The sequence below is a fragment of the Candidatus Amarolinea dominans genome (assembly GCA_016719785.1).
Taxonomy (GTDB): domain Bacteria; phylum Chloroflexota; class Anaerolineae; order SSC4; family Amarolineaceae; genus Amarolinea; species Amarolinea dominans.
Window position 1 is genome coordinate 69,345 of sequence record JADJYJ010000004.1, and the last position, 23,934, is coordinate 93,278.

24 protein-coding genes are annotated in these 23,934 nt (G+C 62.3%); 8 read left to right on the forward strand and 16 right to left on the reverse strand.

All coding sequences use genetic code 11. The features are described from left to right. Nucleotides 1-50: 50 nt before the first annotated feature. From IPM84_06810 to IPM84_06830, 5 genes are all read right to left on the reverse strand, one after another. Nucleotides 51-2,030 (reverse strand): PD40 domain-containing protein, encoded by a 1,980-nt coding sequence (locus IPM84_06810; GenBank protein ID MBK9092477.1) that lies wholly within the window; start codon nucleotides 2,028-2,030, stop codon nucleotides 51-53. A gap of 40 nt (nucleotides 2,031-2,070) precedes the next feature. Then, nucleotides 2,071-2,742: a zinc ribbon domain-containing protein gene (locus IPM84_06815; protein MBK9092478.1), complete on the reverse strand. Its 672-nt coding sequence runs from the start codon at nucleotides 2,740-2,742 to the stop codon at nucleotides 2,071-2,073. A gap of 73 nt (nucleotides 2,743-2,815) precedes the next feature. Beyond that, a complete protein-coding gene (locus IPM84_06820; protein MBK9092479.1) occupies nucleotides 2,816-3,130 on the reverse strand; it encodes a hypothetical protein in 315 nt (104 codons plus the stop codon). A 30-nt stretch (nucleotides 3,131-3,160) separates the two neighbouring features. Then, a complete protein-coding gene (locus tag IPM84_06825; GenBank protein MBK9092480.1) occupies nucleotides 3,161-7,543 on the reverse strand; it encodes a carboxypeptidase regulatory-like domain-containing protein in 4,383 nt (1,460 codons plus the stop codon). A gap of 19 nt (nucleotides 7,544-7,562) precedes the next feature. Continuing rightward, nucleotides 7,563-8,819, reverse strand: a complete 1,257-nt coding sequence (locus IPM84_06830) for a hypothetical protein (protein MBK9092481.1) — start codon at nucleotides 8,817-8,819, stop codon at nucleotides 7,563-7,565. 534 nt (nucleotides 8,820-9,353) lie between these two features. Here IPM84_06830 and IPM84_06835 point away from each other — a divergent pair. Further along, nucleotides 9,354-9,746, forward strand: coding sequence for a hypothetical protein (locus IPM84_06835; GenBank protein ID MBK9092482.1), 393 nt, complete (start codon nucleotides 9,354-9,356; stop codon nucleotides 9,744-9,746). Between the two features lie 356 nt (nucleotides 9,747-10,102). On the opposite strand, the gene IPM84_06840 is transcribed toward IPM84_06835, so the two are convergent. Together IPM84_06840 and IPM84_06845 are read right to left on the reverse strand one after the other, a co-directional pair. Beyond that, nucleotides 10,103-10,594, reverse strand: coding sequence for a hypothetical protein (locus IPM84_06840; GenBank protein MBK9092483.1), 492 nt, complete (start codon nucleotides 10,592-10,594; stop codon nucleotides 10,103-10,105). A 148-nt stretch (nucleotides 10,595-10,742) separates the two neighbouring features. Beyond that, a complete protein-coding gene (locus tag IPM84_06845) occupies nucleotides 10,743-11,528 on the reverse strand; it encodes a zinc ribbon domain-containing protein (protein MBK9092484.1) in 786 nt (261 codons plus the stop codon). 171 nt (nucleotides 11,529-11,699) lie between these two features. On the opposite strand from IPM84_06845, the gene IPM84_06850 reads away from it, so the two are divergent. Next, nucleotides 11,700-12,176 (forward strand): PIN domain-containing protein, encoded by a 477-nt coding sequence (locus IPM84_06850; GenBank protein ID MBK9092485.1) that lies wholly within the window; start codon nucleotides 11,700-11,702, stop codon nucleotides 12,174-12,176. Next, complete coding sequence (locus tag IPM84_06855) at nucleotides 12,173-12,403, forward strand: hypothetical protein (protein ID MBK9092486.1); 231 nt, start codon at nucleotides 12,173-12,175, stop codon at nucleotides 12,401-12,403. The genes IPM84_06850 and IPM84_06855 overlap by 4 nt, the downstream gene beginning before the upstream one ends. Before the next feature lie 123 nt (nucleotides 12,404-12,526). On the opposite strand, the gene IPM84_06860 is transcribed toward IPM84_06855, so the two are convergent. Further along, nucleotides 12,527-13,117 (reverse strand): hypothetical protein, encoded by a 591-nt coding sequence (locus tag IPM84_06860; GenBank protein ID MBK9092487.1) that lies wholly within the window; start codon nucleotides 13,115-13,117, stop codon nucleotides 12,527-12,529. A 595-nt stretch (nucleotides 13,118-13,712) separates the two neighbouring features. Between IPM84_06860 and IPM84_06865 the strand changes: the two genes are divergently transcribed. From IPM84_06865 to IPM84_06885, 5 genes are all read left to right on the forward strand, one after another. Beyond that, a complete protein-coding gene (locus IPM84_06865; GenBank protein MBK9092488.1) occupies nucleotides 13,713-14,120 on the forward strand; it encodes an aspartate 1-decarboxylase in 408 nt (135 codons plus the stop codon). Nucleotides 14,121-14,128: 8 nt separating this feature from the next. Beyond that, entirely contained in the window at nucleotides 14,129-15,043 is a 915-nt protein-coding gene (locus IPM84_06870; GenBank protein MBK9092489.1) for a DUF2520 domain-containing protein, read from the forward strand. A 147-nt stretch (nucleotides 15,044-15,190) separates the two neighbouring features. Next, on the forward strand, nucleotides 15,191-16,126 hold the full coding sequence (panB, locus tag IPM84_06875) for a 3-methyl-2-oxobutanoate hydroxymethyltransferase (GenBank protein ID MBK9092490.1): 936 nt from the start codon (nucleotides 15,191-15,193) through the stop codon (nucleotides 16,124-16,126). Beyond that, entirely contained in the window at nucleotides 16,123-16,956 is an 834-nt protein-coding gene (locus IPM84_06880; protein MBK9092491.1) for a pantoate--beta-alanine ligase, read from the forward strand. Before panB ends, IPM84_06880 begins: the two co-directional genes overlap by 4 nt. An 87-nt stretch (nucleotides 16,957-17,043) precedes the next feature. Beyond that, nucleotides 17,044-17,817 carry a type III pantothenate kinase gene (locus IPM84_06885; GenBank protein ID MBK9092492.1) on the forward strand — a complete coding sequence of 258 codons (774 nt, stop codon included), beginning with the start codon at nucleotides 17,044-17,046 and terminating at the stop codon, nucleotides 17,815-17,817. A 112-nt stretch (nucleotides 17,818-17,929) separates the two neighbouring features. Here IPM84_06885 and IPM84_06890 read toward each other — a convergent pair whose 3' ends face one another. The 8 genes from IPM84_06890 to IPM84_06925 form a co-directional block, all read right to left on the reverse strand. Then, the gene (locus tag IPM84_06890) at nucleotides 17,930-18,724 is read right to left on the reverse strand and encodes an enoyl-CoA hydratase/isomerase family protein (protein MBK9092493.1); all 795 of its coding nucleotides are present in this window, start codon (nucleotides 18,722-18,724) and stop codon (nucleotides 17,930-17,932) included. Nucleotides 18,725-18,755: 31 nt separating this feature from the next. Then, complete coding sequence (rpiA, locus tag IPM84_06895; GenBank protein MBK9092494.1) at nucleotides 18,756-19,445, reverse strand: ribose-5-phosphate isomerase RpiA; 690 nt, start codon at nucleotides 19,443-19,445, stop codon at nucleotides 18,756-18,758. Nucleotides 19,446-19,453: 8 nt separating this feature from the next. After that, nucleotides 19,454-20,920: a glucose-6-phosphate dehydrogenase gene (gene zwf, locus IPM84_06900; GenBank protein ID MBK9092495.1), complete on the reverse strand. Its 1,467-nt coding sequence runs from the start codon at nucleotides 20,918-20,920 to the stop codon at nucleotides 19,454-19,456. Beyond that, nucleotides 20,920-21,882: a decarboxylating 6-phosphogluconate dehydrogenase gene (gene gnd, locus IPM84_06905; protein MBK9092496.1), complete on the reverse strand. Its 963-nt coding sequence runs from the start codon at nucleotides 21,880-21,882 to the stop codon at nucleotides 20,920-20,922. The genes zwf and gnd overlap by 1 nt, the downstream gene beginning before the upstream one ends. Further along, nucleotides 21,854-22,165, reverse strand: coding sequence for a zf-HC2 domain-containing protein (locus IPM84_06910; protein MBK9092497.1), 312 nt, complete (start codon nucleotides 22,163-22,165; stop codon nucleotides 21,854-21,856). Before IPM84_06910 ends, gnd begins: the two co-directional genes overlap by 29 nt. A gap of 11 nt (nucleotides 22,166-22,176) precedes the next feature. Next, entirely contained in the window at nucleotides 22,177-22,833 is a 657-nt protein-coding gene (locus IPM84_06915) for an RNA polymerase sigma factor (GenBank protein MBK9092498.1), read from the reverse strand. Nucleotides 22,834-23,197: 364 nt separating this feature from the next. Beyond that, nucleotides 23,198-23,458, reverse strand: a complete 261-nt coding sequence (locus tag IPM84_06920) for a GlsB/YeaQ/YmgE family stress response membrane protein (protein ID MBK9092499.1) — start codon at nucleotides 23,456-23,458, stop codon at nucleotides 23,198-23,200. Nucleotides 23,459-23,495: 37 nt separating this feature from the next. Then, on the reverse strand, nucleotides 23,496-23,852 hold the full coding sequence (locus IPM84_06925) for a hypothetical protein (protein MBK9092500.1): 357 nt from the start codon (nucleotides 23,850-23,852) through the stop codon (nucleotides 23,496-23,498). Nucleotides 23,853-23,934: the final 82 nt, after the last annotated feature.

The following is a 23,934-nucleotide window of genomic DNA, read 5'->3' on the forward strand; positions in this document are numbered from 1 at the left end:
TCAGTTGGTCAACTTTGCCGTTGCCCGTGAGCACAGGAGATAACGGCAAGTCAGCGCACCCAGTCCGGCGACCAGGCATTGTAAGTCGCTGCGGTCAACTGGTAGAGCCGCCTGCCGCTGGCGTCTGCGACGAACAGGATCTGCGGATCGCCGGCCGGTTTGTAGATCAATCTTCCGCCGTCTGGACTCCACGCCGGGCTGTTGCCATCCTCGATCAGGCGCCGCGCCTGACCGGTCGCCGCGTCGACCACGAATACGCTGATCAGGCCATCGCCGTCATCGTCTGCGCCGAAGGCGAGCTGTACGCCGTCGGGCGACCAATCGGGGCGGAAGACATACCGCCCTGGATCGTCACGCTGCTTGGTGGACGCAAAGCTGAACAGGGCGCGGCGGTTGCTTCCGTCCGCGTTCATCAGCATCAGATCAAGGCCAGGGTAGGACGCGTTCTGGGCCACGTAAGCAATCTGCCTGCCGTCAGGTGAAACAGCGACAAAACGGTTGTCGCCGCCATCCGCGGTCAGCCGGCGCACGTTGGAACCATCCGCATTCATGCGATAGACCTCCCAGCCGCCGTCGCGGCGGCTGGCGAACGCCAACTCGCCATTCCTGGGGAACCAGGCAGGATGATCGTCCTCGGCCGGGTGATTGCTGATCGCTCGTGCGTTGCTCCCATCACTGCGGGCGACAAAGACTTCGGTGTTGCCGCTGACCTTGGACACAAAGGCCACAAGCGTGCCATCATTGCTGAAGATCGGATCCCAGAAATACTCGCTGCCGCTGGTCAGTGCGGTCATGCTGCGCCCATCCCCGCGTACTCTGAAGATATGCGCAAAACCGTTGCGATCGCTGCCAAAGACCACTTTTCCGACCACAGGGGTCGGCGTGGCGGGCGCCGCGGTCACCGTGGGCGTGGCGGTCAGGAGTGGCGTCGCGGTCGGCCCCGGCTTTGAGGCGATACTGACGCCCAGGAGATTCAGAGCCGGATCGAGATCACCGACCGTCTCGGCGCTAAGATCGAGCACTTCGACGCTGACCAATCGGCTTGATTGTAGCTCTGGCGGTAGAGGCACGCGCAGCATGTCAATCACGGCCACGCCCGCATCGAAGCGGTTCGCCCCGCGCCAGACCTCGGCCAGCTCCGGGCTGCGCGTGCGGCCGATGACGTCGCCGGACTGTTTCCACTCGCGCAGGTTGTGCCCCGCCACCAGATCCACGGCGTGCGTCTTGCCGTCGCCAAAAATCAGGCGCACCCGGCCGACGGTCAGCCCGTCGAAGCGGCTGTAGAGATTGCCGCCAGTCAAGAGCAGATAGACAGCCTCCGGCGCGGCTGTATCGACCGACAATGAGATACTCTCTGGATTGCCAGGGAACGGTGCGGCCTGCGTGGTGACGCTGCCGCCTCGGCCCAGGCTGAAACGCACGCCGGAGAGGACGACATCGCCCAGCGGCGGATCAATGTAACCGTCCGTGGTCATGGCGTTGACAACCCCTTGCAGCGAGACGGCCACAAACCGCTCTGAGGTGGCCGGCGGCGCTGCTGTCGGGGTTGCGCTCGGCGGTAGCGTCGCCGTGGGCGATGGGGTTGCGGTCGGCCGTAGCGTCGCGGTAGACAGCGCGGTAGCGTTGGGCGGAATAGCGCCGGTCGCTGATGCTGCAGGCGTCGCGGTTGGCGCCACGGAGACGATCTGAGTCGGGCCTACGGTCGCGTCGCCAGGCACGGCTCGCGCCAAGGCAGGAGGGGCGATCTCGGTCGCGTCCGTCCGAATGCCCGCCAGGAGGTCACCGACCCGACTGCGCGCCGGTTCCCAGGCCAACAAGACCAGCGCCACGACTCCCACAAGAAACAGCGGCAGCAGCCACCATGCACTCGGTCGCCGTGGTTCCTTGGGCGCGGGCGCGACGGGCGCGGGCGCGACGGGCACAAGTGCTGGGGCCGCCGGGATTGGCTGCCCGCAGATGTGGCAAAAACGCGTGTTCAGCTTCAGTTGCTGCTTGCCGCAGTGGGGACAGAAAGTCACTTCGTCTGGCATGACACGATTACTCCAAAATGCCGTGTATGGTACGGATGTTTCACGAGAGCAGCTTGCCGCAGTGCAGACAAAACTTGCTGCCGGTCTGCACCGGCTGCCCGCAATGCATGCAGAAGGCCGGCGAGGCAGATCGTGCTGACGACATCGTGTCGGCAGGTATTGCCTTTTGTTGGCTCCCGCGGCGATAGATGAAATAGACGCCAACTGCAGCGGCTGCTAACAGGATAAGTAACACCCACCACAGCCCACTGGTGCGTCCGCCAGGCGTTTGGCCGGAAGATGCATCTTGGCTTACCTTAAAGCACCAGGTCGCAAGCTGATAGGGCGTCCCGAGCGGATCGCCCTGCACAAAGCAGTAGCCGTCCGGTTCGAGCACGCCCTGGGGACGGAGTTCCAACAGCCCATCGGCCTTGGGGGCAGTGTCATATCCCACAAGCTTTCCCTCACCGTAGCCTGAGATGAGCTGAAGCCACTGCGGGTTAATGCGGTTGTGCCAGGCGACGATTACTGGCTGCACGGTCAGCGCCGACGGAATGCCCTCAGTCTCCCCATGGTCAGGCGACCCCGCAAACTCTTTCATCTCGACCAACTTCGTGCCGCTCTTTAGGTAGAATCCAAAATGCGGCGGCTTCGCGTCTGCCCCAGTACATGCTGACAACATGAGGGCAATAAATGCCATAAGTGTGCAGGCCGATAGGATCTTTCGTGTCATGATCGAACTCCCTTGTGCATGATGTCTGGTCGCCGGCAATTCGCAGCAACCCAAATTCATCAAGGCGCCTCTCTTACCGTTCGAGGACACCGCGTGTGTACAGCCACCCCACGAACCCCAACAAGACCAGCGCGCCGATCACATCGGCGGCCTTGACCCAACCAACGGAGTAGGAGTTGAACAGCGCAAAGAGGCCGCCCAGGATCCGGCTGACCGGGCTGTAGACCAGCGCGCCCACTGCCAGCACGACCAGCAGGCGCACGCTGGCCGGCAGATTGAAGCGCCGCGGGATGTCCAACTGGCGAAGGGCCGAATTGGCCCACCAGAGGCAGGCGATGAATGCGGCCGTGTAGATGAGACTAATGGTGACACTTAAAAAGGTACTCATGGTTTTCTCCTTAAACTGAGTAAGTTCATACTAATGGCCTCGTGAAACCGTCGGCAAAAACAACCGATGCCCGGCCGACAGCCGGATCGTCGCGACAGCCGTGTTGCCATCCGAATCGGTTGCGGTCAACGTGATCACGTGCTCGCCCGGCGAGAGGGTGGCGATGAGCAGCCCGCCTGTGCCGAGCCCGCCGTCGCGGTTCGATGTCCAGCGCAACGCCGCGTCGTCCAGCGTGCCGTCTTCCAGATCGAAGGCGCGGCCCTCCAGCCAGATTGCGGTGCCGGGGAAGAAGCGCGCGCCGTCCTCTGGCGACAGGATGAACGCCTGCGGCACTTTGCGGCCTACTGTGAACGGTCCATCGGACACATCATCGGTCGTGTTGACGCCATCGGTGGCGCTGATCCGCAGCAAGACCGACGTTCCGCCGGGTAACATGCTGACGTCCAGCGCGTGCTGCGTGCCGGTGCGGTCCAGGCCAGTCTGGATCCACGACGCGCCGCCGTCGGTGCTGTAGGCGAGTGCAAAGTGCAGAGGGTCGCCGTCCAGATCGCCGGCCGTCCAGGTGACGGTGTACGCGCCACTGCCGACCCACGTCTCGCCGCCGTTGGGAGAGATCAAGCGGACAGTGGGCGCGTGAGCGCTGATGGCGCGCGTGGCGATCGACGCGCCCAGGTGGGTCAATACAACTCGTGCTGTATCAGTTGGATACGGAATAGATAGCGCAAAGCTATCCTCAGCCCCAGGCGTGTTAGAAGGACTAAGGCTCACTTCGGAGTGATCGAGACCCCAACCAAAACGCCGACCATCAAGACGGCTGCCGTTAGCAGCTAGCGCCTCAAGACAATAGTCGCTGCCCATGTTCGGACTGGGTGGAACCGCTGAGATCACAGCATAGAAGGGGTCGAGGTCCACCTGCATAGTCGGGCTGTAGACCATGCCCGAAACCAGCAGTTGTCGAATAGACACCACTGACTGCGTTCCTGTAGCATTGAGGTTGGGAGGATCCTCGAAGCCGCCAAGCAGCCTTTCGTAGTTTGTAGGAGAGGCCCAACTGGGTTTGCAGTAGGACATGAGGTCATAAGTGTGCTGAGGATCGAGCACCTTGAGTTTCACCACGTCCAGTCCGTGAGCAATGATTGAACCCTTCGGAGTTGCGTTTGGATAGGGTCCAGTTTCACCCGTCGCGGCAAAGCAGTCACCGCCCGCATCGTTTGGAGTATGGCGGAGTTCATCATGGCTGTTTAGTACGTGTCCGATTTCATGCGCCATGACTTCATCGGGTGATATGTTCTTTGCGGCTCCGCCGAGCGTCTTGTCGCAGGCATCCGCACCTATTGCTACTCTTCCGTTTCCTTCGTCCCAGACAGGATCGGCCACACCACAGGTTTCATAGGGATCACGCGCTATCCCAGGTATCCACGCATAGAGGCGGTCTGGTGTGCCTCCAACCCAACCAGACGAACGACTGACATCATTCCAGAAACGGTTAACAGCCCTGCGGTACGAAGCCTCGTGGCCGTTTAGCTTTACAGAGAGTACCTCAGAGAAGCCTGGCTGAAAGAAATACTCCACGTCGCCAGCCCCAACTGGGTAGATTTGTCTAAGTGCTTTGTCCCCCCTTGCAGCAATGGATGGGTCGGCAAGATGAATGAAGGGTGCCTGCAGATTGGCGTAGCCTAGACTCATCCAAGCGATCCTCAGTGGATCACCTGTTGGCTGACCAGATCGGAATGGCCTCATAATATTCCCGTCAATGTTGTTATCTTCATTACTCTCGACAATGTAGTTGTTCGGATCCACCGTAGCCCAGAACGTCATGTTGCCCAGGAGCAGGTCTGGTGGTGGACGGAAGTTGATCGTATCCTGCAAGTGATTGGGATCAGGATTCTGCCCTGCTTGAACAGGCCATGGGTTGACAGATTGGGTGATGGTGCGCTCAACGCCGAAGGCATTTCGCATGTGCAGGTGAGCCGTGACACCGTAGACCGATGGCGCGCCGGACACGCCAACAAATACCCGCACGAGCGTGTCTTTCTTGGCGATCAAGGAAATGATAATCTGGCTGGTTGGATCTCGTTCCTCCACAAACACCTGCGCAACCTCGATGTGGGCAACGCGGAGATCGGGTGGTTGAGCAGCGAAGTTTATCCCGCTCGCATTCGGAGGCACTGTGACTGTGCGAAATGCCGGCGAGAAGACATACGGATCCTTATCTGGTCTGATGCCGTACGTCCCCGCCGGCAGTTCTGTGAAGGTGTAGTCCCCATTCGCATCAGTCGTTGTGTTGCGCGGGGAGCCGGCCCAGACGGTCACGCCGAGGATGCCGTGGCCGCTGGCGTCGGTCACGCGGCCGGAGATGGTGTAGGTGACGCCTGTGAACCGCAAGACGAACAGACCGCCCCCGTTCATGTAGCTTCCGTAGGCGACGACGTGGACATACCCCCCCGCCACGGTCACGCCCTGGGCAGATCCTGGCGTGTCATAGAAGCCGACCTCAGTCGGGGCGGCCGGGTTCGCCACGTTGATCACGCGCAGGCCGCGATTATAATCTACAACGTACGCGTAGCTCCCTGCCAAAGCTACCTCGTAAGCATACCCTGGCGTGTCATAGAAGCCGACCTCCACCGGGACGGCCGGGTTCGCCACGTTGATCACGCGCAGGCCGCGACTATTATCTGCAACGTAGGCGTAGTTCCCTGCCACGGCTACGCCCTGGGCATATCCTGGCGTGTCATAGAAACCGGCCTCCACCGGTGCGGCCGGGTTCGCCACGTTGATCACGCGCAGGCCGCTAACCCCATCTGCAACGTAGGCATAGCTCCCTGCTACGATGACACCGTGGGCAGATCCTGGCGTGTCATAGAAGCCGACCTCCACCGGGACGGCCGGGTTCGCCACGTTGATCACGTGCAGGCCGCGATCATAATCTGTAACGTACGCGTAGCTCCCTGCCAAAGCTACACCGTAAGCATACCCTGGCGTGTCATAGAAGCCAACCTCCGCCGGGGCAGCCGGGTTCGCCACGTTGATCACGCGCAGGCCGCGATCATAATCTGCAACGTACGCGTAGCTCCCTGCCAAAGCTACGTCGTAGGCACGCCCTGGCGTGTCATAGAAGCCGACCTCCACCGGGACGGCCGGGTTCGCCACGTCAATCACGCGCAGGCCGTACCTTTCATCTGCGGCGAACACATAGCCCCCTTGTTCCGCTACGGACAATGCAGAGTCCAGCGTATCATAAAGGCCTATCTCCATGGGTCGGGTTGGATCCGTGATGCTGATCACTCGCAGGCCGCTCTCACCGTGTGTGAGATAAGCATGATCGCCGATCAGTGCTACATGTAACTCATAATCAGTTGCGAAGCCCGGCGCCCTCCAGAGGCCCACTAAGACTGGCGCAGCCGGGTTCGCTATGTTGATGATACCCAAGCCGCGTTCATACGCTACGTAGGCATAGCCTGCCCTTACCATCACGTCGTAAGCGTTCAGTCCCGATACTGCGCTGATCTCAACAGGGACGGCCGGGTTGGTGACTCGGATTACTCGGAGTCCGTTGAATTCATCCGCGAGATAGGCATAGCCGTTTGCTACAGCTACAGCCATAGCTCTGAAAGTCTGACGGAAACCAACTTCAGTCGGTGCGGTTGGGTTCGCCACGTTGATCACGCGCAGGCCGCGCTCCTGATCTGCAACGTAGGCATAGCCTCCTGCGACGGCCACACCCAGGGCATACCCTGGCGTGTCATAGAAGCCAACCTCCGCCGGAGCGGCCGGGTTCGCCACGCTGATCACGCGCAGGCCGCGATCCCCATCTGCAACATAGGCGTAACTCCCTGCCAAAGCCACGTCGTGGGCAGTTCCCGGCATGTCATAGAAGCCGACCTCCGCCGGTGCGGCCGGGTTCGCTACGTTAAACACGCGCAGGCCGCCCCCATCTGCAACGTAGGCGTAGTTGCCCGCCACAGCCAAGTCTGCCAAACCAATTGGTAGATCAGCTGTCTGTCCGATGACGATCGGGTGCGCGGGGTCAGCTATGCTCAAAATCACCAAGCGTAGGCCGACACCGATGTACGCGTAGTTGCCCTGCGCGGCCACAGCGTAGATTTTGCCGCCGATTTGACCAACCAGTTCGACGTTGTGTGAGTCAAGAGGGTCGGTGGCTTTCACGGAACTGCTGCTACCTGTTGCCTGAGCTCCGTCGCGCTCGTCCCGTTTGTCTAGGCTCTCGATAGACATCAGCGCATCGAAGCGAAAGGCATCGCCGGCAGCGGCGGAAGATGGTTGAACGCTGATCGACGCCTGTAGGACAGCGATTGGCGCCTTGCCCGCGGTCAGCGCCAGGGTGAGCATCACGACTAAGCCCAGCAAGGCCGGGAGTCGGTGCAGGGGTTGGGTAGATATGTTGCCCTTCATTTTCTCTCTCCGCCTGGCTCTACTGCCAGGATATCACGAAGTCTTGCTGCGCAATGAGTTCCTGATTCCAGCAAACCTCGACGCTCACTGAATGGTTGTCGTCGGATGTTGACCCGAAGCTGGTCGTGTACCGGCCATCACGACTGAGTCCCACGCTGTAGCAGCCCCATCCACAACTGAGCTTTACCTCGGCGCCATTTACCGGATTGCCGTATGCGTCCTTGATGTCAATGGTGATATCCGCACTGCCGCCACCTCCTGAACTGCGCGAGGCCTTGGCATCGAACAAGATCTGCAACGGCAACGCAGGTGGTGGCGCCGGATTGGGCGTCGGCGTGAATGTCGGCGTGGCGGTCGGGAAAGGATGCTGCTCATCTTCGAACTCTATGGACGCCACCACGCGCGAGAACTCAAGTCTGTCCTGCTCGCTGATGTCTTCCAACTCATCTTCAAGCCATGCTAGCACGCACTCACCAGACTGGGTTCGCCAGTCCAAAATGATCTCGCGGGTTTTCCTGCGCGCGAGGACGCTGGCAACTTTTGGCCCCTCCAAGTTGTACGTTGTGTCGAACTCCCCATAGGTGGCGGGGATGATAAGCGGCCACGTACCACCACTGACAAACACCCTCTTCATCTGTTCATATGAAGTCCACATTCGTTTGACGGACTCTACGCTCGCCTGACTGCCTGGATCGCCTTGCGCCCTGCCGCAGTATCCACTATGGATTTGCACTCGCATAGCAGTCAGCGGATTGATTGAAGAAGATGGGACTCGGAAATAACTTGCACCCTGATGCTCCTGGACCCAGGTCGGGGGAATTCTGAGTTTGAAGTGAAGTTCCTTGCTTCCGCCGAGATCGTAGTAGTCCTTCCAATCGGCTGGCAGGTTCAGCCCGAGGGAGAGCGGCGTTGGAGTCGGGGTCGGCAGGATGCCCTGATGCCAGGTAGGTTCCACCTGGCGGACCATGCTCCCGTCGGACGGATTGTACAGATAGAAGCTTTGCCCGGTAACGACGGCCAGCAGTCTCCCGTCGCGGCTGAAGCCGAGATCACTGGGCCTGGTTGCGATTGACCACGATTGGCCACGCGTCCCGTCGGCCTGCCAAAGCTGAATGGTTCCTCCTTCAGTTTTGGGCCCTGCCGAGTGGAGCGTTGCGAAAGATACGCCATCGGGCGCAAAGTCAACGCGATAGACTGCCGGGCTCCTCGTTGTGTCGGTAGGACCGATAAGCTGCCGGATAAGCGTTCCGGTCATGGCATTCCAGAGGCCCAGCATACTTTCGCTTCCGATATATGCCATCGTGCTGGTACCCGGACGGAACGCCAGATCAACGCCATAGGCCGACCATAGGGAGTCTTGGGGCGCCTTGAAAGCACTCCACCGTCCGCAACGCGGGAGACGACAAAGCCGTCAGCCTCCCCCGCCGTCGTAGCAATCAACTGCCCATCAGAGGAGAAAAACACGTCCTGAAGTACGCCGTACTCTCTGCCTGTGGACAGCTCGCGCACAAGCTGGCCGTCGCTCACACGCCAGAGCCGAAGCCTGGCGGAGCTGCCTCCATACCCATTATCTGTGGCCCATAACCCTTCAACCGGGCTGGCGGCGAGCAGCGTAGACGCTTCTAGCTCATAGGCCAAGCTGCCGTCAGCCACCCACCAAACCTGGACCACGCGCCCCCGGGTAGCAAGCAACGTGCCATCAAAGCTGAAGGCCGGGCCCTTGGCGGCGAAGGACCAAGATCGGTCGCCCACCTCCATCGGAATGAAGCGGGCTTCCCGCCACGTAGCTGTGTCGTAGAGATACACGCCGGTGGCCGACCCGATGGCCAGCAACATGCCATCTGGCGACCAGGTGAGACGCGATAACTGCATCGGCTGGGGTGTGACAGGCGTAGGAGTCGGCTCCGGCAAGGAAGAAGGCGACGGTGTAGGCGTCTCAGATGGCGAGGGCGACGTGGATGCGACGCGGTCCGTAACAGCCATTTGCGTCGCAGTTGGTGTGACCGGCGCCGAGGGTGTGGTGGACACGGTCTGCGGGTTGAGAGCGGCCGGAGCGCTGGCCGTCGGCCCCGCCAACTGCCAACGCATCAGTAAGACGCCCGCGACGATGATGATAGCGACTGAGACCAGCACCGGCGCCAACCAGGGTGCGGCTCTCCCACGGCGCGGTGTCGCAGACAGGATAGACTGTCCGCACCGGTAGCAGAACCGGGAGTCAGCCGTCAATTGCTGGGCGCCGCAATGGATGCAGAAAGGTAGATGGTCGGCCATAAAGCCTCACGAGGGGGCTTGACACGCGCCCCCAAAAGCGCAATACTACGTTCAGGTAAAGAGCCGTCAAGCTTTCTCCCACCCCGCGAAAAGTCGCCGAGTGTGGCGGCCTACCCCCTTCTGTGCGAAGGATCGGGCTAGCGGGGCGGGTTATTTTTCACTATCATTCGGAACTCTCACACCTGCCTGATGTTCCCTGCCACATATTCATAGGCTTCGGCGTTGACCTTGGCATCCCGCGGCAAGGCTGCCCCTGCCACAGGATCGGCCACTCTGAGACTCCCGGTTCTATGGCTCCAGCTCGACGCTGACCCCGCCAACCCAGCCGGCGGCCACGTTGTAGATGAGCGCGGCGATGACAGTGACGATGCCCTGGACAAAGGCGCCAACGACAACCAGCAGGACGTAGAGTACCACGGTGGCGATCATGCCTCCGCCAAGAATCCCCAGGCCGTCGCGGTCCCCGGCCAGGCTCCCAAGCAGGCTGCTGCCGAACAAGCCAGGCAACAGCACGAACAGACAGCCGAAAAAGCCGAACAACAGACAACTAACCACGAAGGCAACCTTGAACACCGAGCCCGCGGCGATGTGGCGGATCGTGGTGAGAGAGCCGCGCGCGATCGGAGAGGGTATGGGCGCGGCCGCGCTCCGGGGCGCCGCCGAAACAGCCGCCGCTGACGGTACGGCCAAAGGCGCTAGCGCTGGCGACACAGGCGCCGGCTTCGGCGTCACCGATGTTTGTGTCGGTGCGGGCGCCGGCAGGCGATACCCACATGACATGCAAAACGGTCCTGGGCCAGGATTCGGGGTACCGCAATTGGGACAGGTCATCGTGTCTCCTTTCAGACGGAAATTAAGCTTAGCAGTGCAACGATGGTTCATTTCAACCTCCACATTGTGCATGCCGTCACCGCTCAGGCGCGGTGTTTTATTCTTCGATAGCTTCGGCGGGTTTCTCTTCTGCGGGCGCTTGCTGCCGAGAACCGCATTCAGGGCAGAAGGTCGCCTCGATGGGCAATTCTGCCTGGCATGAGGCGCAGCGTTTTGTGAGCGGTTGCGCTGCTTCGGCAGCCTCGGCCTGGGTCGCAACCATCGTTGGAGCAGCAGAAAGGACTGCCGGCTTCGGCTCAGACGACGAACCGGGGGGCGCAGACGTGCCTGTCCGCGTTCCGCAATCGGGACAGAACACCGCGCTGATCGGCAGCTCTGCGCCGCAGCCCGTACACCGTATCGTCTGCGGCTGGGCAATTTTGCGTCCGCCACAAGTGGGGCAGAACTGCGCGGCAACCGGCCTGGAGCTGCCGCATGACTGGCATATCTCCTCGGCCGGAGGCGCCTTGGGAATCTTGAAGCCGCACAGCGGACAGAAGGCGGCGTCAGGCGGGATGAGTTGACGGCAATTCGGACAAGGAACACCGATTTGGGCCATCGGGGCGGCCAACCTCTCGGCGCGAATCTGCTCGACGCGCGCCTCGCGCTGGCGTATCTGCAGTTCAATGCCTTCGATTTGTTGGCAAATGGCGTTGAGTTCAGGCTGAGCAAGCCCACGGCTGCGATAGGCGGCCAGAGTTGTCACCGCCAGAGCATCCAGTTGCGTCTTGATGTCGCGCTGTAGCTGTGAGATTACTGCCTGCTCGCCGTGAATGCGAATAAGTTTGTCTGCCTCCAAGCTGGCACGGTCCGCTTGCTGACGCACAGATTTAATGAAACTCATGGCCTGTGTCTCCTGTTGATCCTTGAAACATACCTGTCACACTACATTATACACCCAATACTCTCTCACAGGTCTTCCAACCTTCTGTCAAAACTCTGTCAACTTCGCGTACTCCCCACTGCCTTGCATCAACTGCTCACCGGTAGTACAATCAGGACAGGAGTTAGAGTCATGGCAAATACAGAGTCGGCCTCACTGCCGCCGCTCAGGCGTGTCTACCTGGATGTATGCGCCCTCAACCGACCGCTTGACGATCAGAACCAGATGCGCGTTCGTCTCGAGTCCGATGCGGTGTTGCTCATCTTGAGCCATGCCCAGGCGCCTACTTTATGCATGGTGGTCTCACCGGTTCACGCCGCCGAGGTAGCCGCCAACCCTGACCTGGCAAAACGCGAACACATCCAACTCTTGCTCGAAGATGTTGGGACAGAGGTCGTTGTTGACATGATCCAAGTTCGGAGCCGCGCAGAACAACTGTACGAGCTGGGGCTTGGCGTAGCCGATGCTGCTCATGTGGCGTTTGCCGAGCTTGCGGGGTGTGATTTTGTGACTGTTGACGATCGCCTGCTTCGTCAATTGCGACGCGTCGGCTCCAGGGTCTGGTGCGGCGCTCCGACGACCTATTGTGACAAGGAAGACCTGCGATGAGCACACAAACCTATCTGCCGGAAGAGACGATGGTACGTCGAGGACTGGAAGCGCTGATGACTGCGCTAGGCCCGATTGAGACAGCCCGTTTTCTCAATCTGCCTCGCTCCCGCTTTCCAGACTACGTGGAATGGCATCGGCAGTGGCAAACTCGCCTGTCCCCGCAGCCATTCTTCGATGAGGTCTTTGGTCCCGCGCCCGCCGTCGAGCTGGCTGCTGACCACTAATGCCGCTGGCTCGAAGTGGTGCGCCGATGCATCCCGGGGAAGACAGCATCTCGAACTGCTGACGGCAGCGAACAGGCTTTGCGAGGGCAGCAACTTGTGCCAAACCGGACACCTGGTCTGCGTTCAGCCCAGTCTAAGCTGAAACATCTCTCGCACCAACTGGCTGCGTTTTGACCCCACCGGCTCCGATTGCAATTGCTGGCAAATTTCGATATACCGGTCCCGGACTTCCTGGAACCTGGGAGTGCGATACATCTGCCCGGCCCATTCCAAAGCTGGCTCATCCCACAAAGAGAATATTTCGGCTGGCGCATAGTCAATGTAGCTCTTCTCCGCCCAATTGTCGCCATGCCATATCTCAAGCCAGTCTTGCTTCAGGCCGAGTAGGGCAGGGAGCAGATAGAGATTATGCAACATGGTTCGAAGCAGTTTTCGGGAAGCGGCTTCTGTGTCGCCCGCCCGATACAAGGCCAATGACCAGCACAAGTGATCAAAAGGCTCTCCCATGTCGTCTGGAAGGACTTGTTCGAGCCACTTGTATGATTGGACTGCTCCTTCAGCATCGCCCAGTATCAAATAGAGTGCCCCAAGCAGGTATCGCTTGCCAGCGCCATCATCAATGAAGCCAAAGGCCCTGATATCCTTGCGCAGCGCGCGTTCGTAGCGCCGGATCCGCTCCATGATTTTCTTCGGCTCTGTTGGGAATGCATTCATCGTTGTTGCGGTTCATCATTCAATGGAATCATCAGGCTCTGACAGCTCAGCACTTGCGTAGCAAATCGTTCAGGGAAACCCACCGGTCCCGCCAGGCGCGGAACCCTCCATGGCGCTGTCATTGAATGCAGTATACTCCCCGACACCTTCTCTGTCAAGGGTGTTTTTGCCTGCAGCAGCCATTCCAACCGGGCGCACATCCAAACACAAGGAGCGCAACGACGCATCCAGGCCCGTCGCAAGGCGCGATTCGGCTGCCACCTCCGCGGTGAATACGCCTGGAAATGCTATCTGTAGCCATTCCTACTTGCCACCCGGCGCAGGTATGCTATAATCCTTTCTGCTGTTGACCACTGCGGTGGCGGCAAGCAGATGTGGATCGCAAACATCATAGAGTTCGATGTCGCTTGGATCGCACGACGACCGAGACGGCGAGGTAGACTGGGGCTGATTAAGCAACCTCTCGCACGTCTGTGCGAGAGGTTTTTTGTTTTTGTATACTGTAAGCGGGAATAGACCTCGCTTTTCTGCCTACGGAAACAGGCACAATTCGTGCCCGCTTGCAGTATTACCATTGCGGAGGGTGAAACGAATGTTGGTACGCACGATGTTCAAGAGTAAGATTCATCGGGCCACGGTGACGGGCGCGAATGTGCAGTATATTGGCAGCATTACGATTGACGCCGACCTGCTGGCCGCGGCCGATTTGGTTGAATACGAAAAGGTGCAGGTGGTGGACGTGGACAACGGCCAGCGCCTGGAAACCTATGTCATTGCCGGCGCGCCCGGCAGCGGCGAGGTCTGCCTGAACGGCGCCGCGGCGCGCCTGGTCTCGCCGGGCGACAAGGTCATCATCATGTCCTACGCGCAGGTGCAGGAGCCGATCCCCCAACCCTGGACGCCGACGGTGGTCTTCGTGGATGCGGACAATCGCATCGTGCAGGTGACGGGCGAAGAGAAGGCCAACACCCGCTTCGCCGATTATGTGCCGGAGATGAGCTGAATTAAACGATGAAGACCGCAAGCGCAGCCGAGTTCAACGAGATGCCGCGCCCCACGCTGGCGATTGCCGGCGCGGGCCGTGTGGGCAGCGCGCTGGCCCTGCTGCTCGCCGGGCGCGGCTGGACCATCCGCGGCGTCTGGAACCGTTCGCCGGACCCGGCCGGCCGTCTGGCGCAGCAGGTCGGCGCAGCCGCGTGGACCGATCCGGCGCGCCTGGCCGAGGCGCAGTTGGTACTACTGACCGTACCCGATGGCGCCATCGCAGCCTGCTGCCAGGCGGTGGCGCAGGTCGGCGGCTGGCGCAACGGGCAGGGCGTGGTGCATTGTTCCGGCGCGGTGGAGGTGAGCGCGCTGGCGCCCGCGCAGGTCGCAGGCGCGGTCATCGGCGGGTTCCATCCGCTGCAGGCGTTTGCCACCGTCGAGGCTGCGCTGACCGTGCTGCCCGGCAGTTTCTTTGCCCTGGAAGGCGCCGGGCCGTTGACCGCCTGGCTGCCGGCCCTGGCACAATCGTTGAACGGAACCTGGCAGTGGCTGGCGCCGGGCGCACGCCCGCTCTATCACGCCGGCGCAGTCTTTGCCAGCAACTACGTGGTGACCTTGTTCAGCGTGGGCGTGAATCTGCTGACCCAGGCCGGCCTGACGCCGACCCAGGCCTCCGCCGCGCTGCTCAGCCTGACCCAGGGCGCCGTGCATAACCTGGCGGCCGTCGGTCTGCCCGGCGCCCTCACGGGCCCCATCCGCCGCGGCGATGCCGACACCGTGATCCGCCACCTGGACGCCCTGGATGCCACGGCCCCCGACCTGTCATCCCTTTATCGCGCCCTGGCCCGCCAAACCCTCCCCCTGGCCCAATCGCTCAATCTTGACCCCCAGGCGCTGGACGCCGTAACGCACGCTGTGAGGACAGAAATCCCAACCCGATGAATTCTGAATGTTGAGCTTGCACTCCCGACGTGCGCACGAAAAATTCCCTGGCGTTGCCTATTCAGCATTCCGAATTCATCATTCAGCATTGATGCCCCCGCCACTTTGTACTCTGCACTTTGCACTTTGCACTAAAAGGAGCCTGTTATGCGCAAAACCATTCGTCATTTTCAGCAGATGAAGGACCGCGGGGAGCGCATCCCCATGGTCACGGCCTATGATTACACGAGCGCCCGCCTGGCGGAGGCCGCGGGTTTGCCGATTCTCCTGGTCGGCGATTCGCTCGGCATGGTCATGCTGGGCTATGAATCCACCGTACCGGTAACGCTGGAGGAGATGATCCATCATGCCAAAGCCGTGGTGCGCGGCACGCAGGTCGCGCTGGTAGTGGTGGACATGCCGTTCATGACCTATCACCTCAGCCCTGAGCAGGCGCTTGCCAACTGCGGTCGCGTGATGCAGCAGACGGGCGCGCAGGCGGTGAAGATCGAAGGCGGGGCGCGCATGGCTGAGACAGTGCGCCGCCTGACCGACAATGGCATTCCGGTGATGGGCCACATCGGCCTGACGCCGCAGTCGGTCAACCAGTTTGGCGGCTACCGGGTGCAGGGGCGCAGCCTGGACGCCGCGCGCCAGTTGCTGGCCGACGCCATCGCGCTGGAAGAAGCGGGCGCGTTTGCCATTGTGCTGGAACTGGTGCCGGCCGAACTGGCCGCGCTGGTCAGCAAGCGCGTGCATGTGCCCACGATTGGCATCGGCGCCGGCCCCGGCTGCGACGGCCAGGTGCAGGTGTGGCACGACATGCTGGGCCTGTTCGAGGACTTCGTGCCCAAGCACGCGCGGCGCTTCGGCGAACTGGGCAAGGCGGCCCGTGAGGCGCTGACCGCGTATGCGGCCGAGGTGCAGGCCGGCAGCTTCCCCACCGAGGCGCACAGCGTCAGCATGGACGCCGCCACCTGGTCGGCCCTGCTCGCCGCGACCGATGCAGGCCCGGCCGGCGAAGGGATGATCGCCGGCGCGGATGCGGCCAGCAGCGAGGCGACGGTCGCCATCTACGGGGGCAACGGTAAGCGCCGATCATGAAACAGATCAGCACAACCGCAGAAATGCACGCGGTGCGGCGCAGCCTGAGCGGAACCGTGGGCCTGGCGCCGACGATGGGCTATCTGCACGCCGGGCATGTGGCCCTGGTGAAGGCCGCCCGCGCCGAAAATGAGCATGTCATCGCGACCATCTTCGTCAACCCGACTCAGTTTGGCCCCAACGAGGACCTGGCGGCCTATCCGCGCGATTTCCCGCGTGATTTTGCCCTGTTGGCCGAGGCCGGCTGTGACATCGTCTTCACGCCACCCCCCGATGCCATCTATCCGCCCGGCTTTCAGACTTATGTCACAGTGGAGGAGGTGGCGCAGCCGCTGGAAGGCGCCCGCCGGCCAGGGCATTTTCGCGGCGTCGCCACGGTGGTCGCCAAGCTGTTCAACCTGACCCGCCCCACGCGCGCTTACTTTGGGCAAAAGGACGCGCAGCAGGTGCGTGTCATTCAAACGATGGCGCTCGATCTGAACTTCGACCTGGAGATCGTGGTCTGCCCCACGGTGCGCGAGCCGGACGGGCTGGCGATGAGCAGCCGCAACGCCTATCTGACGCCGGAGCAGCGCCGCGCGGCGCCGGCGCTCTACCGGGCGCTGACTGCCGGCCAGGAGGCGTGGAACCACGGCGAACGCGAACCGGAGCGGCTGCGCCGTCAGATGGCCGAGGTGCTCGTCGCGGAGCCGCTGGCGCTGGTGGAGTACATCAGCGCGGCCGATGCCCGCAGCCTGGCCGAACTGCACGAATCGGCGAGCGAAAATGTGCTGTTGTCGCTGGCGGTGCGCATCGGCCGCACGCGGCTGATTGACAACCTGGTGTTGTGAATGTAGACGGGCGACTGCAAGTCGCTGCAACGATTGCAAAGTCCACCTGCGTGGACTAGCATCGGTGATGGCAGAAACGGAGAGGATATGCTACTGGCCGTTGATATTGGTAATACGAACATTGTGTTGGGCCTGTACGCGGGCGAGACGCTCAAGGCCCATTGGCGCTTGAACACCGTTCAAGGTAAAACGGCCGACGAGTATGCGGTGACGGTGCTCAGCCTGATGGAGCGCGCCGGCTTCGAGGCGCCCGGCAGCGTGACCGGCACGATCATCGCCAGCGTGGTGCCAGCGGTGACGCAGCCGTTCGTGGAGTTAGGCGAAAACTATCTGCACAGCAAGGTGCTGGTGGTCGGCGCCGGGGTGCGCACAGGGGTGCGCGTGCGCGTGGACAATCCGCGCGAGGTGGGCGCAGACCGGGTGGTCAACACCGCGGCCGCGCACAAGCTGTACGGCGGGCCGGCCTGCGTAGTGGATTTTGGCACTGCCACGACGTTCGACGCGGTCAGCGCGGAGGGTGATTACCTGGGCGGGGCCATTGCGCCCGGCCTGGCCATCGCGGCCGATGCATTGGGTCAGCGCGCCGCGCAGCTCTTCCGCGTGGAGCTGACCGCGCCGCCCGATGTGATCGGCAAGAGCACGGTGCAGGCCATGCAGTCGGGCCTTTTCCTGGGCTATGTTTCGCTCGTCGAGGGCCTGGTCGCCCGCTTTCGCGCCCGCCTGGGGCCAGACATGAAGGTCATCGCCACCGGCGGCCTGGGCGAAGTGATCGCCCGCCACACCGATGTGCTGGAGATCGTGGACCCCTGGCTCACCCTCGCGGGTCTGCGCCTGATCTGGGAGTTGAATCAGGCGGGCTGAGGGAGGGGGGTTTGGGGGGGGGGGGGGGGGGGGGGGGGGGGGGGGGGGGGGCGGGGGGGGGGGGGGTTACTCACCCCCCGGGCGGGGGCCCCCCCCGCGCGGGGGCATCCCATCACTTGCCCTTGAACTGCGCGGGGCGGCGCTGGAGCATGGCCTGCACGCCTTCGCCAAAGTCCTGCGTAGCGATCAGTTGACTCTGCGCCCAGCCTTCCAGGGCCAGGCCGCGTGGGGTGTCGAACATGCCATTCAGCAGACGCTTGGCCATGCCCACGGCCAGCGGCGCGCACTGCATGATCTCCGCCAGCAGCCCATCGAGCGCGGCGTCGAGTTGATCGGCCGGCGCCACCTGGTTGACCAGGCCCCAGCGCTCGGCCAGCGCGGCGTCAATCTGGCGGCCGGTGAAGATCAGCTCTTTCGCGCGCACCAGGCCGACCGCCTGCGCCAGCCGCGTGGAGCCGCCGACATCGGGCACGATGCCCAGCCGGGCTTCGGGCAAGCCCAGGAGGGCGCCTTCGGCCGCGAGGCGCAGATCACAGGCCAGGGCCAACTCCAGCCCCAATCCCAGGGCGAAGCCATGCAGCACCGCAATCGTCGGCAGTTCCACCTGCGCCAGGCTGTTCAGCAGCGCCTGGAACTCCTCAGTAATCTCGCGCATGTGACGCTGCCAGTCCGGGCCATACGCGGCGGGCAGCTCGAAGAAGGCGTTCAGATCAATGCCGGCCGAAAAGCCCTTGCCGCTGCCGCGCACGACGATGGCGCGCACTCCCGCCGCACGTCGCGCTTGCGCCACGGCGCCGGGCAACGCCCGCAGCATGGGCCAGTTCAGCGCGTTGCGCTTGTCCGGCCGGTTCAAGATGATCTCGAAGACGTTGTCGCGTTGCTGGGTCAAAATGAGTTCTTCTGTCATACAATCTCTGATCTCCGATCTCCGATCTCTCTCATCCCCGCGTCACGTGCCTGACGCCATGCGCGCCGGCCACGATGAGGTCTGTGGTCAGGCCGATGAACAGGCCATGCTCCACGATGCCGGCGCGGCCGGCCAGCCGGTCCGCCAGGGCCGCCGGGTCGTCCAGCGGGCCAAAGGCGCAATCCAGAATCAGGTTGCCCTGATCGGTGTGAAACAAGTCGCCACGGCTATCGCGGCGCCATGTCACCTGCGCGCCGAGAGATTGCAGAAAGCGCGCCTGCGCGCCCGCGCCGAACGGCGTGACCTCCACCGGCAGGGCAAAGCGGGTGCAGAGCGCGGGCGAGAGTTTGCTTTCATCCACCACGATGATTTCACGACGGCTGGCCTGCGCCACGATCTTTTCGCGCAAGAGCGCGCCGCCGCCGCCTTTGATCAAATTCAGCGCCAGGTCCACCTCATCGGCGCCATCAATCGTCACATCCACCACGGGATGCTCGTCCAGCGTGGTCAGCGGAATGCCCAACTGCTGCGCGGCGTCGGCGGTTGCGATGGAGCAGGGAACGCCGACGATGTCGCGCAGGTCGCCCTGGCGCAGGCGTTCGGCCAGGCGATAGACGGCAAAAATGGCTGTGCTGCCAACCCCCAGGCCAACGACCGTGCCCGATTCCACCAAATCGGCGGCGAGTTCGGCCGCCTGTCGTTTCAATGTCGTGCTATCCATGAATTTGCTCACTTGCCGGCGCCGCAGACGGAGCGCCACACCCGTTCGTCGCGGGCCATGAACATGTCGGCCTCAGGTGGCCCCCAGGTGCCCGCCTCATAGAAGCTGAGCGGCGGCGCCTGTGGCGTGACCCAGGCGGCCATGATCGGATCAATCAGGCGCCAGGCCTGCTCGATCTCATCGCTGCGTGTGAAAAGAGAGGCGTCGCCCGCCAGGGCATCGAGCAAAAGGCGCTCATAGGCGTCGGGCAGCGGACCGTCGCCAAAAGAGGAGCGAAAGTAGAATTCCATGTCCACAGAGCGTGTGTCCTGCACAGAATCGGGCACCTTGGCCTCGAAGCGCAGGTGTATGCCTTCGTTGGGCTGCAGGCAGATGGAGAGCAGGTTCGAATGCAGCAGCCGCTCCGGTGGGAAGTTGAACATGACGTGCGGCGGGCGCCGGAACTGGATGATGATCTCTGACATCTTGGCGGGCATGACCTTGCCGGAGCGCAGATAGAAGGGCACGCCTTGCCAGCGCCAGTTGTCAATGTACAACTGCAACGCGGCGTAGGTCGCGGTCTGCGAACCGCGCGCCACGCCGGGCGCGTCGCGGTAGGTGCGATACTGCCCGCGCACCGTACGGCCGGCCACGTTTGCGGGTGTAATTGGGCGCACCGCGGCCAACACCTTGACCTTTTCGTTGCGCACGGAATCGGCATTGAACGAAGCGGGCGGTTCCATGGCAATCAGCGTCAACAGTTGCAGCAGGTGATTCTGGAACATGTCGCGCAACACACCGGTCTCGTCATAATAACCGGCGCGATGCCCCACGTCCACGCTTTCGGCCACGGTGACCTGCACGTTGTCAATGTAGTTGCGGTTCCAGAGCGGCTCGAAGATGGTGTTGGCGAAGCGGAAGAAGAGCAGATTCTGCGCTGTTTCCTTGCCCAGGTAATGGTCAATGCGGTAGACCTGCGATTCCTGGAAGACGGCGTGCAGCACCTCATTGAGGTGTTTGGCGGAGGCAAGATCATGCCCGAACGGCTTTTCGATGACGATGCGCCGCCAGGCTTCATCCTCGTCAGCCATTTGATTGGCGCCGAGATGCGTGACCGCGGGAATGTAGTATTCGGGCGCCGTCGCCAGGTAGTACAGGCGATTGGCCGGCCCGCTCTCCAGGTCATTCAAGGCCTGGTGCAGCGTGGCGTAGTCGGCTCCCGTGCTCAGATCGCCCCGCACGTAGAACACGTTGGCGCCAAAGCTCTGCCAGGCCTGCTCATCGTACGTCTCGGCCGCGTAAGCCTGCATGCCGTGCAGCAGATGCGCGCGGAAATCATCCGGGTTCCAGGGACGGCGCGCAAAACCGACGATGCGAACATGAGCCGGTAGCCGCCCTTTGCGGTACTGGCTGAAGATGGCCGGAATCAGCTTGCGTTCGGTCAGGTCACCAGACGCGCCAAAAATGACAATGGTGATTGGCAGAGAGTTGTTCATCACGCGGCCGTTTTGACAGCATGACCACCGAATTGATTGCGCATGGCGGCCAGCAGCTTAGCGGCGTAGCTCTCGTCCTGGCGGCTGACAAAGCGCATCAGCAACGACAAGGTGATGACCGGCGCCGCCACATCGAGGTCAATGGCCTCGGCCACCGTCCAGCGTCCCTCGCCGCTATCCGCGACCCAACCGGCAATGTCGCTCAGACTGGCATCCTGCGCCAGCGCGGCCGCGATCAGGTCCAGCAGCCAGGAGCGCACCACGCTGCCGTTGCGCCAGATTTGGGCAATCTGCGCCACGTCCAGGCCCAGCTCCTGCTTGCTGCGCATGATCTCGAAGCCCTCGGCAAACGCCTGCATCATGCCGTACTCGATGCCGTTGTGTACCATCTTGACAAAATGACCGGCGCCATGCGGCCCCACATGACCCCAGCCCTTGTCAGCCCCAGGCGCCAGCGTCTGGAAGATGGGGGTCAGACGCTCAACCACTTCCTTGTCGCCGCCGATCATCAGGCTGTAGCCTTCGGTCAATCCCCACACGCCGCCGCTGGTGCCCACATCCACAAAGTGAAAGCCGCGCCCTTTGACTTTACCGGCGCGGCGCTGCGTGTCGTGGTAGTTGGAGTTACCGCCATCAATGATGATGTCACCAGGGGTCAGCAAATCCAGCAAGGTGTCAATCATCTGCTCGGTGGCGTCGCCAGCGGGCACCATCACCCAGGCGACGCGCGGCGCGGTCAATTGCGCCACCAACTCCGCCAGCGCTGTCACAGGCTCGACGTTTGGCTCGGTCTGCGCCAATTCCAGCGCCTTGTCCGGCGTGCGATTATAAGCGACGATGCGATGGCCGCCACGTGCCAATCGCCGCGCCATGTTGCCGCCCATGCGGCCCAGGCCGATCATAGCTAGTTCCATGATGTCATGTCCCTCTGTGTCATTTCTCTTTTGATGACGTCCCGCCATTTGAATGAGTGGGCGCGGCGCCGTTGACGGGCGGCGCCTGCCGGTGCTTCCAGGTACGAAAAAGCTGCAAAAGATCACGTCTGGCCTGCGCATCCAACGAGGCCTCCGTCAACCTGCCCAGCGTCTGAATCGTGCGCCGCATCTGTGCGAGATATTCCGCGCAGTGAGGGCACATCGCCAGGTGCGCCTCGAAGCGCGCCCGTTCGGGTGCAGACAGCGCGCCTTCCAGGTAGTCGGTGACCAATTCTACCAACTGCTGACAGGTCAATTCTTGGGCAGGCATGGCTGTTCTGTTCAAGTGCGATCTCCCCCCGCTCGCTCCAGGTACTGCTCCAGGGCTTTACGGGCTTTGGCGCGGGCGCGATGGAGCAGAACACGCTGGTTAGTCTCGCTGAGATGCAGGGTGTTACAGACCTCTTGGGCGCTCCAGCCATCCAGGTCGCGCAGTGAAATCACCGCACGCTGCTGAGGAGGCAGTTGTTCGATGGCCTGCAGCAATGCAGCGTGCAGCTCGGCAGACAGATAGAGTTCTTCGGGTATGCCCTGCCAGGAGCGAGGCGGTTGCGTCCAGTGGCCGGGCCACTGCGGATGGGTGGCAGATAAGAAGCGATCTGGTTCCACGGTTGGCTCATCGGCGTCCGCAGAGTCAGGAGCAAGAGCGGAGAAGGGGATGGTGCGGCCCTCGCGCTGACCGCGGGTCTGCGCGCGATTCATCAGGATACGAAAGAGCCAGGTCTTGAGGGAGGAACGGCCCTCGAAACGCTGAATGCCTTGCAGCACGGCCAGCCAGGTTTCTTGCACCACCTCCTCCGCCACGGCGCGGCTGGAAACGTAAAGCAGCGCGGTGCGGATGAGCGCCTGGTGGTAGCGGTCGAGCAAGAAGCTGAAGGCCGCTTCATCGCCGCCAGCCAGCGCCCCGACCAATTGGCGATCATCGGAAAAATCAGGCATCGAAACATCAACTCTGGGGGAGCGAAACAGCAGGAGCACGATAAAAATGAGACCTCACCTCAACCCCCGGCCCCTTCTCCTCTCCGCGGTGCGGAGAGGAGAAGGGGGGAAGAGAAGGGGGGAGGAGAGCCGGGGGAGGAGAAGGGGGGAAGAGAGCGGCGGTCCCCGCAGGTCCGGCCGTCCTGGCCGGGCGGCGCTGTCACGCCGTAGCGCAAGCCGCCGGCTTGCAAGCCTTCGGCCCAGGGCCGCTGTGGGAAGCCAGCCTCCCGGCCGTCACGCCGTAGCGCAAGCCGGCGGCTTGCGCGCCTGGCGCAAACTTGCAGCCCGGCCGTAAACGGTTGGACGGGTTTGGAGAAAGTTATTTCTAGCGGCGAGCAGCCATGCGTCCCATGACCCACTTGGCGGCCAGGACGAAGACGAGCGCGCCGATGAACGTCTGAATGACGTAGACGCCGTAGAGGGTTAGCCCCCACTGGCCCAGGACGACTTGACCGAGGACGCCGCCGATGAAGCCGACTACGATGTTGCCCACCCAGCCGTAAGGCAGGTTGGTTTTGGAAACCATTTCAACGGCAGCCACGATGACGATGGTGACGAGCAAAGCAGCGATCCAACCACACAACATAAGGATTCCTCCTCTCGCGCACAAGCCTACGGGGGTTTTAGCGCAGCCAGGCCACCAGGCCCGCCACCGCCAGCAGCAGGGGAAGGGCGAGCGCCATTCCACCGCAGCCAATGCATCCCTTCTTGGCCATCACTTCCGAAGGCGTGTAGTAACGCTTCTTCGGGCCTTCGTCGTCGGCCGGGGCTTGCGTTGTCAGCGGCGGCTCGGCCGCAGGGCGCGCAACCGGCAGTGGATCGCTGCGCTCAGGGCGCGCCGCGGCCGGCTGCTGGGGCTGATCGTCGCCCTCGCTCCGTGAGCCAAAGGCGCCTCCGAGATCACCGGTATCTTCGCCCGCTTGCGCTGACGATTTTTCATGCGAGCCAAACTGCCCGCGCAGACTGCTGTTGTCAGCCATGAACACCTGCCTCCTTCCTCTTATCTCATTCCTCGTATCTCATTCGTTCCCACTGCCTGTTACCGGGTTCCGGCGCTGAGCG